We start from the raw sequence: 15,840 nt of genomic DNA on the forward strand, positions 1-15,840 counted from the left end.
TTATGGGAATTCTTGAGACCATGATAGACATACCGGCTGACCATGAAAAAAATGTGTTTGGCCAGTTTGATATATTTGCAAAAAAAATTGAGAGAGCCTTACATGTTACACTGATCGCGCGGGATGGAAAGGTGAAAGTTCTTGGGGAAGAAAAGAATGTTGAGAGGGCGCAGCAGGTATTGTCGCAGCTTACCGAGCTTTCCAGACGCGGGAACACGATCCAGGAGCAGAATGTAGACTATGCCCTGTCCCTTACGATGGAAGACAGTACGGAAGATATTCTGACAATTGATAAAGACCTGATCTGTCATACACTTCAGGGAAAACCAATCAAACCAAAGACGCTCGGACAGAAGAAATATGTGGATGCGATCCGGGAAAAGATGATCACCTTTGGTCTTGGCCCTGCCGGAACCGGTAAAACTTATCTGGCGATGGCAATGGCGATCACGGCATTCAAACGCAATGAAGTGGGGCGTATCATTCTGACACGTCCGGCAATTGAAGCAGGAGAAAAGCTTGGCTTTTTGCCGGGAGATCTGCAGAGCAAGATCGATCCATATTTAAGACCACTTTATGATGCACTTTATCAGATCATGGGAGCAGAAAGCTTTATCAAGAATTCAGAAAAAGGGCTGATCGAGGTTGCACCTCTTGCCTATATGCGAGGCAGAACCCTTGACAACGCGTTTATTATTCTGGATGAAGCACAGAATACCACACCGGCGCAGATGAAGATGTTCCTGACACGTATTGGTTTTGGATCCAAAGTCGTGATCACCGGAGACTCTACACAGAAAGACCTTCCGGCAGGACAGACATCCGGACTTGATGTGGCAGTGAATGTAGTAAAGAATCTGGAAGATATTTCGATTTGCCGTCTGACCAGCCGGGATGTTGTCAGACATCCGCTGGTACAGCGAATTGTTAAAGCGTACGAGGAATATGAGCAGAAGCAGGAACAGAAAAAATCCCACACTAGGGACAGAAAGAAACGAGGAACAAGATGAGACTATTTTTAGAGGATGAGGGAGCATTGGATTTAAAGCTGCCTTATGAAGAACTGGCGACAAAAGTAGCAGATGCAGTCCTGGATTATGAGAAGTGTCCGTATGAGGCGCAGGTAGAACTTCTTCTTACGATGAACGAAGAGATCCGGCAGATGAACCTGGAATTTCGCGGAATCGACCGTGCAACCGATGTCCTGTCATTTCCGATGACGGAATTCCCGTCACCGGCTGATTATGCATATCTGGATACAGATGACAGTTCATTTGATCCGGAGACCGGAGAACTGATGCTCGGCAATATTGTGATTTCCAAAGAGCGTGCAAAAGAGCAGGCAGAAGAATATGGCCATTCGGTAGAACGTGAATTTGCTTTCCTTATTGCGCACAGTATGTTGCACTTGTTAGGTTATGACCATATGGAAGATGAAGAACGGCTCGTGATGGAAAAGAAACAGCGGGAAGTTCTGGAGATGCTGGGAATTACAAGATAGATAAAAGTATGAGGTTATAACGTATGGGTAAAAAGAAAAAATCAAAGGGCGGCAGCTTTCTGATGCAGGGAAGCATCCTTGCGGCAGCCGGTATTATCACAAAGATCATCGGGGCAGTATACCGGATCCCGATGCTCAATATTATGGGGCTTAAAGGACAGGGCTATTATGATATGGCATTTCAGGTGTATTCTATTGCTCTGATCATTTCGTCTTACAGTCTGCCGGTTGCGGTATCAAAGCTGGTGTCTCTCAAAATGGCGGCAGGAGAGCGGAAAAATGCATTCAGGGTATTGAAGACATCGCTGATTATAGCTACGCTGTCTGGTGTCACGATCATGGTGATCGTATTTTTTGGAGCAGAGGCGATCGCAGAATATCTGATGGGAGCCAAAATGAGCTGCTATTCTTTGAAGGTGCTTGCTCCCGGACTTCTGATCTGTGCGATTATGGCAGTTTTTCGTGGCTATTTTCAGGGAATGGGAACGATGATCCCGACTGCAATTTCGCAGATCATTGAACAGCTTCTCAATGCGATTGTCAGCGTTGTAGGTGCAGCCGTTCTTCTGGAAAATGGAAAACAGATGGCTAAGGTGCAGGGGAATAACCTTTTAGGACCAGCCTATTCCGCAGCAGGAGGGACACTTGGTACAGTAGCCGGTGCGCTGATCGGTCTGTTGTTCTTACTGTTCTGCTATGTGGCATTCCGCAAGCCGATGATGCGGCAGATGAAGCGGGATACCTCGACAGAACTGGATGATTACCATGCGATTTTCAAGATCCTGATTCTGACGATCGCACCGATCATTTTAAGTACAACGATTTATAACAGTGCAAATGTTATTGACAGTGCTATGTTCAATAAGATCATGGGTGCACAGGGAACCAGTGAGGCGGTCTGTGCAGAGCTTCTTGGTAAATTAGGACAGTATTATACCCTGTTCAACGTACCGCTTGCCGTTGCGAGTGCATTGGGATCATCTGTGATCCCGGGGCTTGTAAGCGCGGCAGAGAATCATGACAGAAGACTGTTACATAACCGGATTTACATGGTTATCCGTTATACGATGCTGATCGCGATTCCAAGCGCGTTCGGATTCTTTGCACTTGGTCAGCCGATCATGGATTTCCTGTGGCCGAATGTAGATAATGTAACACAGGGAATTATGCTGAAGGTTGGAGCGATTTCTCTGGTATTTTATTCACTTTCAACCGTTACGAATACAGTGCTTCAGGGTCTGGACCGTATGATGGAACCGGTAAAAAATGCAACGGTATCCCTGATACTACATATTGTATCTCTGTTTATTATGCTTGTTATGTTCAAATGGGGCATTTATGCACTGATTGGAAGTAAGATTGTGTTCTCTTTATGCATGTGTATCATGAATGCACATGATATCCGTGAAGCATGTGGATATCTTCAGGAGAGCCGTAAGACTTTTGCCATTCCGTCTATCGCCGGAGCTGTTATGGCAATTTTGGCATGGGCAGTTCATTTCGTACTTGACACCTTCATCGGAGGAAGAATCGCAACCCTGATCGCCCTCATCGTGGCAGTAGCGGTATACGCAGTCGTTCTCCTCAAAATGGGTGGTATGTCCGAAAAAGAACTCCTCGGTCTCCCGAAAGGCCACCAGATTGTAATAGTCTGCAAAAAATGCCATTTGTTAAAAGAACGCAGATATTACTAAGCTGTGGATGATTTGGTATCACAACCTAAAAGATTTCCCCACAATGAATAAAATCCTCCAAGCAGACCAATACTTGTAGAAAAAGGAGTGTTCCTTATGGAAACAAGATATCATATTGGTCTTTTGACGGGGACTCTTCTGATTCTTGCGATCCTGTCTTATGCATATTACGCGGATTATAATTACAGGAAAGAACTTGCAAGGACAGAACAGACGGAGCAGCAGGAAACAGAACAGACAGTCAGCACTCAGGGTGGTGCACACAAAGAAGGGGTGTATTATCTGAAAAACCGCAACGGATATGTGATCGTTTATCTGGACGACCAGACAAGCATTTATGAATATACGAATATCCGTGTCGAAGAGCTTCCGGAAGAGCTGCAGAAAGAGATCCGGGAGGGAAAGCGGTTAGAGGGAAAAGACAAGCTTTATGGGTTCCTGGAAAATTATTCCAGCTGATTAAAAAAGATAACATTATTATATAGAAAAACAAAGAAGGGACAAAAGAAAAATGGAGACAACAAAAATTGAACGCATTAATGAGTTATATAGAAAATCAAAAGCAGAAGGACTGACAGAGGCAGAGAAAAAAGAACAGCAGATTCTCAGACGGGAATATGTAGATGCGTTCAAAAGAAATCTTCGTGGACAGCTTAATAACATTTCAATCAAGGAAAAGGATGGATCCATTACAAATCTGGGTGAGAAATATGGACAGAAAAAAGGAAATTAGGACAAAAATTCTGAAAATGAGACAGGCACTTCCAAAAGAAGAGGTTCAGGAGAAGAGCCTGCGGATCATGAGACGCATTGAAGAGACAGAGACATTTAAAAATGCAGACAACCTTCTTGCGTATATTGATTTTCGTGGAGAGGTGGCAACCGGAACACTGATCGAGAAGGCATGGGAGCTTGGAAAAAAGGTCTATGTGCCACGGGTAGCGGGAAAAGAGATGGAGTTTTATCGGATACATTCTTTTGGGGATCTGGAAAAGGGGGCTTATGGCATCCTGGAGCCGAAAAAAGAATGTCCTGTTTATGAAGCCGGAGAAGGACAGACTACACTGGCAATCCTGCCGGGAAGTGTTTTTGATAAAAAAAAGAACCGGGTCGGTTATGGCGGTGGATTTTATGATCGTTATTTTGAAAAACGGAAAGATATCTGCCGGATCGCAGTTGCTTATGAAATGCAGATCGTAGAAGAAATTGAGACCGAAGAATTTGATCTTCCGGCAGATTATGTTGCAACGGAAGAGAGGTTCTGGTAGCAATTCCGAAATTCCGAAAGTGTATCATAGAGAGCTTGGTTGAAAACAGAAATGGGAGCAAACATACAGGAACATTTGAAGAAAATCAATGGATAGTATGTTCGGCTCCCATTTTCAGATTCATATAGTAAGGCTTATTCAGGATAAACCAGCTGTTTTTCTGTAATATTTTCCAGAACCTCAGTCAGATATCTTTTTGCCATATAATTTGCCATCGGAAGGTTCATGTCCAGATAGTTTCCGCAGTCTTTTGCAGCAGCTCCCGGTACGTCCCCATTGAAGTCTGCGATAAAAGCAAACATTTCTTTCATCAGAGGAACGATATCTTTTGATTCATAATCACCTACAAGAAGAAGGTAGAAGCCGGTACGGCATCCCATTGGTCCAAAGTAAAGTGTTTTTGATGCGTAGTCCCTGTGGTTACGAAGGAAGGTTGCACCAAGATGTTCGATGGTGTGAACCTCTGCAGTATTCATAACCGGTTCTTCATTCGGATTGGTCATGCGGATATCAAAGGTTGTGATGACCTGTTCGCCGGCAAAATCCTTACGTGAGACGTAAAGTCCAGGAACAAGCTTCAAATGGTCTATTGTGAAACTGGTAATTTTCTCCATAATCAAGTATCTCCTTTTTTGTACTATGTTTATTATGAAATACCAGGGTCAAAAGGTCAGAAAGCCGTTGCAAGCTTGCTTGCAAGAGGTTTTTTGACCTCTTGACCCGCCAAAAACATGAGTAAGTAGCCATTTTTCAAAGAAAAATGAGCGGATTACGAATGTTTTTGAGGATTGCGAGAGTGCAAAGCACGTAGCAATCTGGTATCAAAGGGGGTCAAAATTCCTTTTGACCCCAACATCATTATAACTGTCATAAAGTTTAATAACAAGCCTTTTGGTGGAAGAAAGGTGAAAAATGTGCTATAATCGTTACTGTTAACTCCCGTGTCAATCGCTATGCTGACTGGCACGGAGGATGCGTGTGTTTTTTATGATAGCAGGAGGAAGCTAAGAGATGAAAATATATATGATCCGTCATGGAGAGACGGACTGGAATAAAAAAAGAAAATTACAGGGACAGGTGGATATTCCGCTGAATGAATTTGGAAAACTACTTGCAAAAGAAACGGCTCCGGCACTCGCAGATGTACCGTTTGCGGTCTGCTACACAAGCCCGCTGAAAAGGGCAGCAGAGACGGCACGGCTCGTCCTGGGGGACAGAGAGGTTCCGATTGTTCCGGATAAGCGGATCCAGGAGATGAGCTTTGGAGAGTTTGAGGGTCTTTGCTGCAGAGAAGAGGGATGGAATATTCCGGATCCTGGATTTCGCAACTTTTTTAATGCACCGGAAGTGTATCAGCCGCCAAAAGGAGGGGAATCCTTCGAAGAAGTGCGGTCACGTCTGAATAATTTTCTGGAAGAGCTTTATCAGAAAGAAGAGCTTCAGGATAAAAATGTACTTTTATCCACACATGGTGCAGCACTTTGCGGGATTCTGAGCCTGATGAAAGGTCTGCCGATTTCCGGGTACTGGCAGCAGGGGGTACATAAGAACTGTGCGGTATCAATCGCGGAAGTGAAAGATGGAAAAATACAAATTTTGCAGGAAAATGTGACTTATTATAAAGAGTCAGTGCAGGACTGGTAGAAAGTTATTTGATGTCCTAAAGGCTTTCTGATGAATTGCTTAACTAAGAAAAACTCCCATCCGGAGAAAAGTGAGTCAATTAAAACTCATTTTTTCTCCGGATGGGAGTTTTTGATGTCAGATAAAATTCATCGGTATATTTAGGCAGATAAGAATCTATTTTTTAATCGCTTTACACGAATTCCGGACAACCAGCTTACACGGCAGTTTGATCTTAAGTGCAGGTCCCGGATGCTCCCTCAGGAGATGCTGCAGAATAGAAGCACCGTACATTCCCATATGATAAGCCGGCGCACTGACCGTTGTCAGCGGTGGAGCAGAAAACTGTGCCATATTGATATCATCAAAGCCTACGATGGAAATATCCTCCGGAACACGAATCCCGTGTTCGGTAAAGGCTTTGATCGCACCAAAAGCGATCGGATCACTTGCTGCAAAGATCGCCGTCGGCAGTTTGCCGCCGTTGATCAGATTGCATGCCATCTCATAACCAGAAGAAATCTGGAAGACACCCTCCTGGATATAAGGCTCATAAATCAGATCGTGTGCATCACAGTAATCAATAAAGACTTTTTTCCGGTAATCCGGATAGAGATGATTTTCGCCGATATATTCTTTTCCGGTAAAGAAACCGATTTCCCGATGCCCAATCCCGGTCAGATAATCCAGAGCCTCTGTAACTGCCTCACCGAAATCCGGAATGATCGTGGAAATCCGGTCATCGTTTACCGGCATATCCAGGAACAGGATGCACGAATTCATCTCATACAGATAAGAAATTTCCTCCTGGCTGAATTTGCCGATACAGATCAGACAGTCTACATCCTTCAGAACGTTCATGTAATTGATGTCGCTTTTGTAGGTGCGTACAATCTGGATATTGTGTGAGAGGCAGTAATCTTCAATTCCCTGACGGATCAGAAGATAATAATTATCCTCCAGTTCCTGCTGGGAAGAGAACCATTGAACGATCCCAAGGGTAAAAAGTGATTTGACAGAAGGACGTCCGCGCTTTACATAATGCAGCTCTCTTGCAGTATCCAGTACTTTCTGTCGGGTTTCCGGTGAAACATTGAGTGTCTCGTCATTATTCAGTATACGTGAAACTGCTGCGGCAGAAACACCGGCAGCAGAAGCAATATCTTTGATTGTTGCCATAAGCGGCCCCCTTGTTAAAAAATTTCTGATTCTTCTATTATAACAGAGGAGTAAAAAAATGGAAAGTGAAAGAATTATGTAGAACTGTACAAAAATTCACTAGTAAATTTATCGAAATATTTAGTAAATATATATTGCAAATTTACTAAATATATTTTATAATACAATTATCAAAGCAGAATCGAAAATGTATTTGGAGGAAATGAAGATGAAACAGCTTACAAAACTTATGGAAGAAATGAAACAGGGCGTGTACCGTGATACATTAAAAGATATTTATATTGATGAAAGTGTGATTGCACATCAGGAAGAACGCTATGTAAAAGCGATGGCAGAGTATCAGAAATTGTATGGGGACAGAGAAGTAGAAGTATACAGCGCACCGGGACGAAGTGAAGTTGGTGGAAATCATACAGATCATCAGCACGGAATGGTGCTTGCAACTTCTATTAATCTGGATGCGATCGCAATTGTAAATAAAAATGAAGATATGACCGTCCGTGTGGTATCTGAAGGATATGATATGATCGTTATCGATGCAAATGATGTAGAAAAGGTTGACAAAGAAGAAGGGACATCGATCGGACTGATCCGTGGCGTACTTGCAGGACTGAAAGAACGCGGATACAAGATTGGTGGATTCAATGCTTATGTGACAAGTGATGTGCTGATCGGAGCAGGACTTTCCTCATCTGCAGCATTTGAAACAATCATCGGAACCATCGTTTCCGGACTTTACAACGATATGCAGATCAGCATGGTAGAGATTGCACAGATTGGTCAGTATTCTGAAAATGTTTACTTTGGAAAGCCAAGTGGTCTGATGGACCAGACAGCCTGCGCGGTTGGTGGACTGATCCACATTGATTTCAAAGATCCAAAGGCTCCGGTTGTAGAAAAAGTAGATGTAGATTTTGAAAATCATGCATGCAGTCTGTGCATCGTAGATACCAAAGGTTCTCATCAGGATCTGACACCGGATTATGCACAGATTCCGGCGGATATGAAAGCTATTGCAACATATTTTGGAAAAGAAGTTCTCCGCGACGTAGATGAAAAAGAATTTTTCGCAGCGATCCCGGCACTCCGTGAGAAGCTTGGAGACCGTCCGGTGCTTCGGGCTATGCATTTCTTCGGTGATAATGCGAGAGTTGCAGCACAGGTTGCATCCCTTCGCGAAGGAAGATTTGAAGATTTCCTTAATATGATCAAAGCATCCGGAGATTCCTCTTTCAAATATCTTCAGAATGTATATACCAACCGTGACGTGCAGAACCAGGCAGTATCCATTGCCCTTGCAGTCAGCGAAAATGTACTTGGAAACCATGGAGTATGCCGTGTGCATGGAGGCGGATTTGCCGGAACCATTCAGGCATTTGTGAAGAATGATTTTGTAGAAGAGTACAGAAAAGCATTGGATGCAGTATTTGGAGAAGGTTCCTGCCACGTATTAAAGGTTCGTAAATATGGTGGAATGAAAGTAATCGCGTAAACGAAAATATGCTAGCTGTCAAGGTTAGACATAAATACAGATTTTAGTTTGCTATCTGCATAAATAGAGGATGCGGTGCTGAAAAATGTGCTGCATTGAAAATGGATGGATATAAGACGAGCAGAAAGATTTGGAGGAAGAAAAATGATCGATCAGGCAATTACAGAACTGGTACAGTATGGATTAGATACGGGGCTTGTAGCACCGGAAGATAAAATATTTGTTACCAATCAGATTTTAGAGGCACTTGGGCTGGAGTCTTACGAGGAGACACCAGGAAGCAGGGGTGCAGAGGAGCTGGAACAGATTCTGAAGGAGATTACAGATTATGCGGTGGAAAAAGGATTGATTAGTGATTCGATTGTGTACCGGGATCTGTTTGATACAAAAATCATGGGAAAACTGGTCCCGCTGCCGAGCATGGTAAGCCATAAATTCTATGAACTGTATCAGGAAGGACCGAAAAAAGCGACCGATTATTTTTATAAACTCAGTCAGGACAGCGACTATATCCGCAGATACCGGATTAAAAAGGATCAGAAATGGATCACAGAGACACCATATGGGGAAATGGAGATCACCATCAATCTGTCCAAACCGGAAAAAGATCCGAAAGCGATCGCGGCAGCAAAAAATGCCGCGCAGAGCGGTTATCCGAAATGCCAGCTGTGTAAGGAAAATGAAGGCTACGCCGGTCGCGTCAATCATCCGGCAAGACAGAATCACCGGATCATTCCAGTCAGGATTGATGGAAAAGACTGGGGATTCCAGTATTCACCGTATGTGTATTACAATGAACACTGCATCGTTTTCAACGGAGAGCATGTGCCGATGAAAATTGAGCGTGCAACCTTTGCAAAGCTGTTGGATTTTGTCAGCCAGTTTCCACACTATTTTGTTGGCTCCAATGCAGATCTTCCGATCGTAGGCGGATCAATTTTAAGCCATGATCATTTCCAGGGCGGAAATCATGAATTTGCAATGGCAAAAGCTCCGGTTATTAAAGAATATGTGATTCCGGGGTATGAAGATGTGCGCGCCGGAATGGTAAAATGGCCAATGTCTGTTATCCGTCTGCAGTGCAAAGAAAAAGAACGTCTGATCAGCGCGGCTGACCATATTTTGACGTGCTGGAGATCTTATACAGACGAAGCAGCATTTATCTTTGCTGAGACGGACGGAGAACCGCACAACACGATCACTCCGATCGCCAGGATCAGGGATGGGTATTTTGAACTGGATCTTGTTCTCAGAAACAATATTACGACAGAAGAACATCCGCTTGGCGTTTACCATCCTCATGCAAAATTACATCACATCAAGAAAGAGAATATTGGTCTGATCGAGGTAATGGGACTTGCAGTGCTGCCGTCAAGACTGAAAAGTGAGATGGAACAGCTTGCAGATGCAATCCTTGAAGGAAAGGATATCCGCAGCAATGAAGTGCTTGAAAAGCATGCAGACTGGGTAGAAGAATTCCTTCCAAAATATACAGACATTACGAAAGAAAATATCATGGACATTCTCCATGAGGAAATCGGACAGGTATTTAACCAGGTGCTGGAAGATGCCGGTGTTTATAAGCAGACAGAAGAAGGCAGGGCAGCATTTGAACGGTTTATTGGAAGCCTGTAATATAGAGAAAAAAAGAATATACAAGGATAAAAAAAGGACTAAAACTCGGGTGTCGGGCCGAACTTCAATTGTTCGGGGGAACTACCTGAGTTTTAGTCCTGATTTATTATACATTAGTCTAAATGTAATACCAAGATAAATATTTAGTCATCTTGTTCTTCTGTATTCAGATCCAGAATTGCCTGTCTCTTTGCAGCAGTTGCGTCAGACGCAAGGTATTCATCGTAAGTTGTGATCTTGTCGATCATCTTTCCACCCGGAAGAATTTCCATAATACGGTTTGCTGTCGTTTCAACGATCTGGTGGTCTCTTGAAGAGAACAGAAGTACGCCAGGGAACTTCTTCATTCCATTGTTGAGTGCAGTGATGGATTCCATATCCAGGTGGTCAGTAGGCTCGTCGAGGATCAGTACGTTGGCACCGGAGATCATCATCTTGGATAACAGACAGCGTACCTTTTCCCCACCGGAAAGAACTTTAACCTTCTTCACACCGTCGTCACCGGCGAAAAGCATTCTTCCAAGGAAGCCACGTACATAGGTAACATCCTTTTCTTCCGAATACTGAGTCAGCCATTCTACGATGGTATCGTCATTGTCAAATTCTTTTCCACTGTCCTTCGGGAAATATGCCTGTGTAGTGGTGATTCCCCATTTATAAGTACCTTCATCCGGCTCCATTTCTCCGATCAGGATCTGGAAGAGAACAGTTTTGGCAAATTCATTTCCACCGACAAATGCAACTTTGTCATCCCGGTTCAGCGTGAAGGAAAGATTGTCCAGAATCTTTTCCCCATTGATGGTTTTGGATAAGCCTTCGACCATCAGGACTTCATTACCGATCTCGCGGTTCGGTTTGAAATCAATGTAAGGGTATTTACGGCTGGATGGGCGGATCTCATCAAGCTGGATCTTTTCCAGGGCGCGCTTACGGGAAGTTGCCTGACGGGACTTGGACGCATTGGCACTGAATCGTGAAATAAAGTCCTGTAACTCCTTGATCTTTTCTTCTTTCTTCTTGTTGGCTTCTTTCATCTGACGGATCAGCAGCTGGCTGGATTCGTACCAGAAGTCGTAGTTACCGGCGTAGAGCTGGATCTTGCCGTAATCGATATCGGCGATCTGTGTGCAGACCTTATTCAGGAAATAACGGTCATGGGAAACAACAATAACGGTATTATCGAAGTTGATCAGGAATTCTTCCAGCCATGCGATCGCATCCAGATCCAGGTGGTTGGTAGGCTCATCCAGAAGAAGAATATCCGGATTACCGAAAAGTGCCTGTGCAAGAAGGACTTTGACCTTCTGTGCACCGGTCAGCTCGCTCATCATATTGTAGTGAAGTTCTGTCTCAATTCCAAGTCCGTTCAAAAGAGAAGCGGCATCAGATTCTGCTTCCCATCCGTTCAGGGTTGCAAATTCTGCTTCCAGTTCACTTGCCTTGATCCCATCCTCGTCTGTGAAATCTTCCTTGGCGTAGATTACTTCTTTTTCTTTCATGATCTCGTAAAGACGGGCATTTCCCATGATTACGGTATCAAGAACCGGATACTGGTCGTATTTGAAGTGGTCCTGCTGTAAGAAGGAAAGACGTTCGCCTGGTGTGAGGATAACTTCTCCGCTGGTCGGCTCAAGCTGTCCGGAAAGTATCTTAAGAAATGTAGATTTTCCGGCTCCGTTTGCTCCGATCAGACCGTAGCAGTTGCCCTCTGTAAATTTAATATTTACATCTTCAAACAAGGCTTTCTTCCCTACGCGGAGGGTGATATTACTTGTACTAATCATAAAAATTCTCCTTATTCAAATAGAATCATCGTTTCAATTTTTGCATTACGTTCACTATGGTAACATGACTGCACAATTTTCGCAAGAGAATAAGCATTAACATAAGGAAGAATTTGTGGTATACTTATAAATCATACACGAAATATACATCATGGCAGGACGAAAGGAGCGAGTGTTTTGACAGAAGCAGGACTGGTACTGGAAGGCGGCGCAACAAGAGGTGTATTCACTTCCGGCGCACTGGATTATTTGATGGAAAAGGATCTGTATTTTTCTTATGTGGTCGGCGTATCGGCAGGTTCCTGTAATGCGGTCGACTATGTTTCAAAGCAGATCGGCAGGACAAGGGACTGTATGATCCACAGAGGAAAGGAATACAGCTATTATTACGGACTTAAAGATTTTGTAAAAGAAAGAAGTCTTCTGGATATGGATATGGTATTCAATAAATATCCGAATGAACTCTTTCCGTTTGATTTTGATACTTATTTTTCAAATGATATGACCTGTGAGATCGTGACAACCAATTGTCTTACGGGAAATGCCGAATATATGACCGAAGAGAGCGACAGAGACCGGCTGATGAAGATCTGCCGCGCCAGCAGCAGTATGCCACTTGTATGTCCGATCGTAAATGTAGACGGGATTCCGTATCTGGATGGTGGACTTGCCGATTCCATTCCGGTAAAGCATGTGCAGGAAAAGGGAATAAAAAAAATAGTCCTTATTTTGACGAGACCGGAGGGCTACCGCAAAAAACCGACTTCCAAAGCGGTCGGTAAGTTATACCGGAAGATGTACAGTAAATATCCGGAACTTGTCCGTACCTGTATCCGTAGACCAGCGATGTATAACCGGACAGAAGAGTATATAGAAAAGCTGGAAAAAGAAGGGAAGATCTTCGTCCTTCGCCCGGAAATGAAGCCGGTATCCAGACTGGAGAAAGATTATGATAAGCTGATGGCTTTCTACGATCATGGATATGAACTGATGAAAAGAGAGCTTTCGAGACTTGAGGCTTATCTGGAAAAATAAGGAGGTGTGCATATGCATCTGTACGAACATCAGATTGCGACAAACGCATCACAGCAAATGACAAAGGTAACAGGAATGGTAAGGGAAGACATCGAAAAAAGCGGTGTAAGAGAAGGGATTGCTGTGATCTTCTCACCACATACGACAGCCGGATTTACGATCAATGAAAATGCGGATCCGGATGTGGTACATGATATGTTGTGTGGTTTTGAAAAAGTATTTCCGACAGAACAGTTCTTCTACCAGCATGCAGAAGGAAATTCGCATGCACATATGAAGACGACGATGGTCGGACCGTCACAGACGCTGATCATCCATGATGGAGAGATCGTCTTTGGTATCTGGCAGGATCTGTATTTCTGCGAGTTTGACGGACCAAGAAACCGTACCTTTTATGTGAAGATCATCGAAGGATAGATCAACGGAGCTGTACATCTGTCAGGGTGAATGCATGCGAAGGACAGGCGGGAGCTGCTGATTCTACACCAGCAAGAGTCAGCGTAGTTCCGTCTGTCTTTTTTTCTTTTCCTGCAGTGAGAATGCTGCCGGCAAGAAGCTGTGGCATATGCCTGAGAAAACTATTTGCAGTCAGCTGAATCTGTATCAGTTGGCCTTCGCGGTTAATTTTGATCGTTTCTACAGTGCGCACTGTACTTTTTTTAGTACGTCCGTTTGAAAATGCGGCAAAGTCATGCGTACCGGTAAGAAGCTGCGCTGCCTGCCGCATGGCTTCCAGGTCAAGAGACTCGGTTACAACACAGGTGTACGGACGGGAAAATAATGCTATGGCAGGATCTGTGGCGATCCGGCAGGTATAGGTGCAGCTTTTTGCCGCGAGAGAAGCCACAAAACGTTCATCTGCGATTTCCAGTGAAGTGACTGCGATATCTGCCGGAAGAGCTGCGTTTAATTTCATTTTTAACAGTTCTGTATTGCCTGAAAAAGATTCTTTTTCTAATTGAAAACTTACAATCTGATGTGCTGCGTGAACACCCGGTTCTGTCTTTACGGCAGCAAAAAGCTGTGTGGACTGTCCGGTTACATCCCTGATCGCCAGTGTAAGCTTTGATTCGATGCTGGCGCTTTTTTTCTTTGTGGAAAAGCCCGGATAGCGGGTTCCGTCGTATTCTATGGTAAGTTTGATCGTTGTCATAAGCTCCTCCTGAAGTGCATTTCTGCCGTTCATTATAGCATTGATTGACAGGCAAGGCAATTTTTATCGCCTTCCGGTACCCGGTGGCTGTTTTCCTGCCTGTATTGCCCGGATCATCTGCACCATCTGGTCAATCTGTGCCTGCTCCTCTTTGCTTTTCCCTTCTTTGATCACTGAAAGGATCAGCGAAATTTCATCAGGGGTAAACCGGATTCCCCGTTTATTCGCGCCGGTGATCAGCGACATCATCACCGGTACCAGCGCTTTCCCGTTCTTGCCACCGGCTTTCATCGCCGCTGTCCGGATCAGCTCCTGTTTCAGCGGATCCAGATTCGCAAGATCCGGATGCTCCATCCATTCGTTCATTTTCATCCATCCTTTCTGTCTGAAATCTATTCATCATATCCGGCATATCCTGGGATCCCTGAAATCCACTCATCATATCCGGCATATCCCGGGCTGCCTGAAATCCATTCATCATATCTGCCATATTTGCAGGATCTCCAAAGTCCATCTCTTTCATCATTTCCATCATCTGCCATATTCCGGAAAATGAATCGAATATTTCTCTTTTTTCAGGAGAAAGATAGGGTACAACTGCTTCAAACATGCTGCCCGGATCTTTCTCCTGCTTTCGCAGCCGCCCTCTGCGGTTATGATAATAAGGAGGTTGGAAACAGTAAAAGGCATTCATAAGTTCCGCAAGTTTCACATAAATGCCAGCTATACGCTGAACGTGATCGGGCAGATAGGGAAGAATGATTTTGACAAGCTGAAGAAAATCATTCGTGAGAGACTCGTCAAATGGCGTCATGACAAGGGGCGGTTTCTTTTCCATATGTCCTCCACGGTTCAGCGTTATAAATATATATGTAAAGAAGACGGAAAATATGAGATCCACATATAATAAAGCAAAGGAAGAAATAATGGAAGGATTTTGTTAAATGAGCAGCCGGATTATCATTGATGGAAATGCAATCTATGAAGTGGATGAAGAATGTTTGCGAAAGAAAAAGGAAAAGGAGCAGGAAGAGGCGCACGAAAAGCAACAGGAGAAGCACAAAAATAAAACATAAGAAAGGCGGGGGTATAATTTGCCCCGCCTCTGGTCTGTCTGAATAAATAGAATCTGAGTTTCGTAATTAGCAGCCGCATCCGCCGTTGCCACAGCCGTTTCCACATCCGCATCCATTACCGCATCCATTACCGCATCCAGTTCCGAATCCGTTTCCGAATCCACCACAGCAGCAGAGAAGAAGGATGATCCACAGGCAGCTGTCATTTCCGCAGCCACAGCCGTCGCCATTGCGTCCCCATCCGCCACAGCAGCAGAGGAGAAGAATGATCCATACGCAGGAAGACATTCCGCAGCCACATCCACAGTTATCCATAGAATTTCCACATCCGCAGTTTGTTGCACTTAATTCACTCATATTTGATAGCCTCCAGTAAGGTTTCTTTACACTTCATCATATG

20 protein-coding genes are annotated in these 15,840 nt (G+C 44.1%); 13 read left to right on the forward strand and 7 right to left on the reverse strand.

Annotation, left to right across the window (positions count from 1 at the left end; genetic code table 11):
• Positions 1-2 precede the first annotated feature (2 nt).
• The 6 genes from G4407_RS06040 to G4407_RS06065 all read left to right on the forward strand — a co-directional run bounded on the left by G4407_RS06040 (position 3) and on the right by G4407_RS06065 (position 4,463).
• Complete coding sequence (locus G4407_RS06040) at positions 3-1,010, forward strand: PhoH family protein (protein WP_173688142.1); 1,008 nt, start codon at positions 3-5, stop codon at positions 1,008-1,010.
• Positions 1,007-1,501 (forward strand): rRNA maturation RNase YbeY, encoded by a 495-nt coding sequence (ybeY, locus tag G4407_RS06045; protein WP_008370797.1) that lies wholly within the window; start codon positions 1,007-1,009, stop codon positions 1,499-1,501. The genes G4407_RS06040 and ybeY overlap by 4 nt, the downstream gene beginning before the upstream one ends.
• Before the next feature lie 23 nt (positions 1,502-1,524).
• Complete coding sequence (locus tag G4407_RS06050; RefSeq protein WP_173688143.1) at positions 1,525-3,195, forward strand: putative polysaccharide biosynthesis protein; 1,671 nt, start codon at positions 1,525-1,527, stop codon at positions 3,193-3,195.
• A gap of 96 nt (positions 3,196-3,291) precedes the next feature.
• Positions 3,292-3,654 carry a hypothetical protein gene (locus tag G4407_RS06055; protein ID WP_173688144.1) on the forward strand — a complete coding sequence of 121 codons (363 nt, stop codon included), beginning with the start codon at positions 3,292-3,294 and terminating at the stop codon, positions 3,652-3,654.
• Between the two features lie 52 nt (positions 3,655-3,706).
• Positions 3,707-3,928 (forward strand): DUF896 domain-containing protein, encoded by a 222-nt coding sequence (locus G4407_RS06060; protein WP_173688145.1) that lies wholly within the window; start codon positions 3,707-3,709, stop codon positions 3,926-3,928.
• On the forward strand, positions 3,906-4,463 hold the full coding sequence (locus G4407_RS06065; protein ID WP_173688146.1) for a 5-formyltetrahydrofolate cyclo-ligase: 558 nt from the start codon (positions 3,906-3,908) through the stop codon (positions 4,461-4,463). Before G4407_RS06060 ends, G4407_RS06065 begins: the two co-directional genes overlap by 23 nt.
• Positions 4,464-4,597: 134 nt before the next feature.
• Here G4407_RS06065 and G4407_RS06070 read toward each other — a convergent pair whose 3' ends face one another.
• Complete coding sequence (locus G4407_RS06070; protein WP_008370792.1) at positions 4,598-5,077, reverse strand: S-ribosylhomocysteine lyase; 480 nt, start codon at positions 5,075-5,077, stop codon at positions 4,598-4,600.
• 397 nt (positions 5,078-5,474) lie between these two features.
• Here G4407_RS06070 and G4407_RS06075 point away from each other — a divergent pair, with 397 nt between their 5' ends.
• Positions 5,475-6,107, forward strand: coding sequence for a histidine phosphatase family protein (locus tag G4407_RS06075; protein WP_173688147.1), 633 nt, complete (start codon positions 5,475-5,477; stop codon positions 6,105-6,107).
• 156 nt (positions 6,108-6,263) lie between these two features.
• Here the strand turns inward: G4407_RS06075 and G4407_RS06080 are convergent, their stop codons facing one another.
• Entirely contained in the window at positions 6,264-7,265 is a 1,002-nt protein-coding gene (locus tag G4407_RS06080) for a LacI family DNA-binding transcriptional regulator (RefSeq protein ID WP_173688148.1), read from the reverse strand.
• Between the two features lie 208 nt (positions 7,266-7,473).
• Here G4407_RS06080 and G4407_RS06085 point away from each other — a divergent pair, with 208 nt between their 5' ends.
• Entirely contained in the window at positions 7,474-8,757 is a 1,284-nt protein-coding gene (locus G4407_RS06085; RefSeq protein ID WP_022220631.1) for a galactokinase, read from the forward strand.
• A gap of 144 nt (positions 8,758-8,901) precedes the next feature.
• Positions 8,902-10,392 (forward strand): UDP-glucose--hexose-1-phosphate uridylyltransferase, encoded by a 1,491-nt coding sequence (gene galT / locus G4407_RS06090; RefSeq protein WP_173688149.1) that lies wholly within the window; start codon positions 8,902-8,904, stop codon positions 10,390-10,392.
• Between the two features lie 143 nt (positions 10,393-10,535).
• Here the strand turns inward: galT and G4407_RS06095 are convergent, their stop codons facing one another.
• Entirely contained in the window at positions 10,536-12,176 is a 1,641-nt protein-coding gene (locus G4407_RS06095; RefSeq protein WP_022220629.1) for an ABC-F family ATP-binding cassette domain-containing protein, read from the reverse strand.
• Between the two features lie 177 nt (positions 12,177-12,353).
• On the opposite strand from G4407_RS06095, the gene G4407_RS06100 reads away from it, so the two are divergent.
• On the forward strand, positions 12,354-13,211 hold the full coding sequence (locus G4407_RS06100; RefSeq protein WP_173688150.1) for a patatin-like phospholipase family protein: 858 nt from the start codon (positions 12,354-12,356) through the stop codon (positions 13,209-13,211).
• Between the two features lie 12 nt (positions 13,212-13,223).
• A complete protein-coding gene (locus tag G4407_RS06105; RefSeq protein WP_173688151.1) occupies positions 13,224-13,628 on the forward strand; it encodes a secondary thiamine-phosphate synthase enzyme YjbQ in 405 nt (134 codons plus the stop codon).
• A gap of 1 nt (position 13,629) precedes the next feature.
• Here G4407_RS06105 and G4407_RS06110 read toward each other — a convergent pair whose 3' ends face one another.
• From G4407_RS06110 to G4407_RS06120, 3 genes are all read right to left on the reverse strand, one after another.
• A complete protein-coding gene (locus G4407_RS06110; protein ID WP_173688152.1) occupies positions 13,630-14,364 on the reverse strand; it encodes a tRNA pseudouridine synthase A in 735 nt (244 codons plus the stop codon).
• A 63-nt stretch (positions 14,365-14,427) separates the two neighbouring features.
• Positions 14,428-14,730, reverse strand: a complete 303-nt coding sequence (locus G4407_RS06115; protein ID WP_173688153.1) for a hypothetical protein — start codon at positions 14,728-14,730, stop codon at positions 14,428-14,430.
• A gap of 26 nt (positions 14,731-14,756) precedes the next feature.
• Positions 14,757-14,906: a hypothetical protein gene (locus G4407_RS06120; RefSeq protein WP_173688154.1), complete on the reverse strand. Its 150-nt coding sequence runs from the start codon at positions 14,904-14,906 to the stop codon at positions 14,757-14,759.
• A gap of 128 nt (positions 14,907-15,034) precedes the next feature.
• On the opposite strand from G4407_RS06120, the gene G4407_RS06125 reads away from it, so the two are divergent.
• The gene (locus tag G4407_RS06125) at positions 15,035-15,271 is read left to right on the forward strand and encodes a hypothetical protein (RefSeq protein WP_173688155.1); all 237 of its coding nucleotides are present in this window, start codon (positions 15,035-15,037) and stop codon (positions 15,269-15,271) included.
• A gap of 37 nt (positions 15,272-15,308) precedes the next feature.
• Positions 15,309-15,440 carry a hypothetical protein gene (locus tag G4407_RS16715; RefSeq protein WP_274597644.1) on the forward strand — a complete coding sequence of 44 codons (132 nt, stop codon included), beginning with the start codon at positions 15,309-15,311 and terminating at the stop codon, positions 15,438-15,440.
• Positions 15,441-15,506: 66 nt separating this feature from the next.
• On the opposite strand, the gene G4407_RS06130 is transcribed toward G4407_RS16715, so the two are convergent.
• Positions 15,507-15,797 carry a chorion class high-cysteine HCB protein 13 gene (locus G4407_RS06130; RefSeq protein WP_173688156.1) on the reverse strand — a complete coding sequence of 97 codons (291 nt, stop codon included), beginning with the start codon at positions 15,795-15,797 and terminating at the stop codon, positions 15,507-15,509.
• Positions 15,798-15,840 lie beyond the last annotated feature (43 nt).

The sequence above is a fragment of the Allocoprococcus comes genome, from assembly GCF_013300725.1.
Classification (GTDB): domain Bacteria; phylum Bacillota; class Clostridia; order Lachnospirales; family Lachnospiraceae; genus Allocoprococcus; species Allocoprococcus comes_A.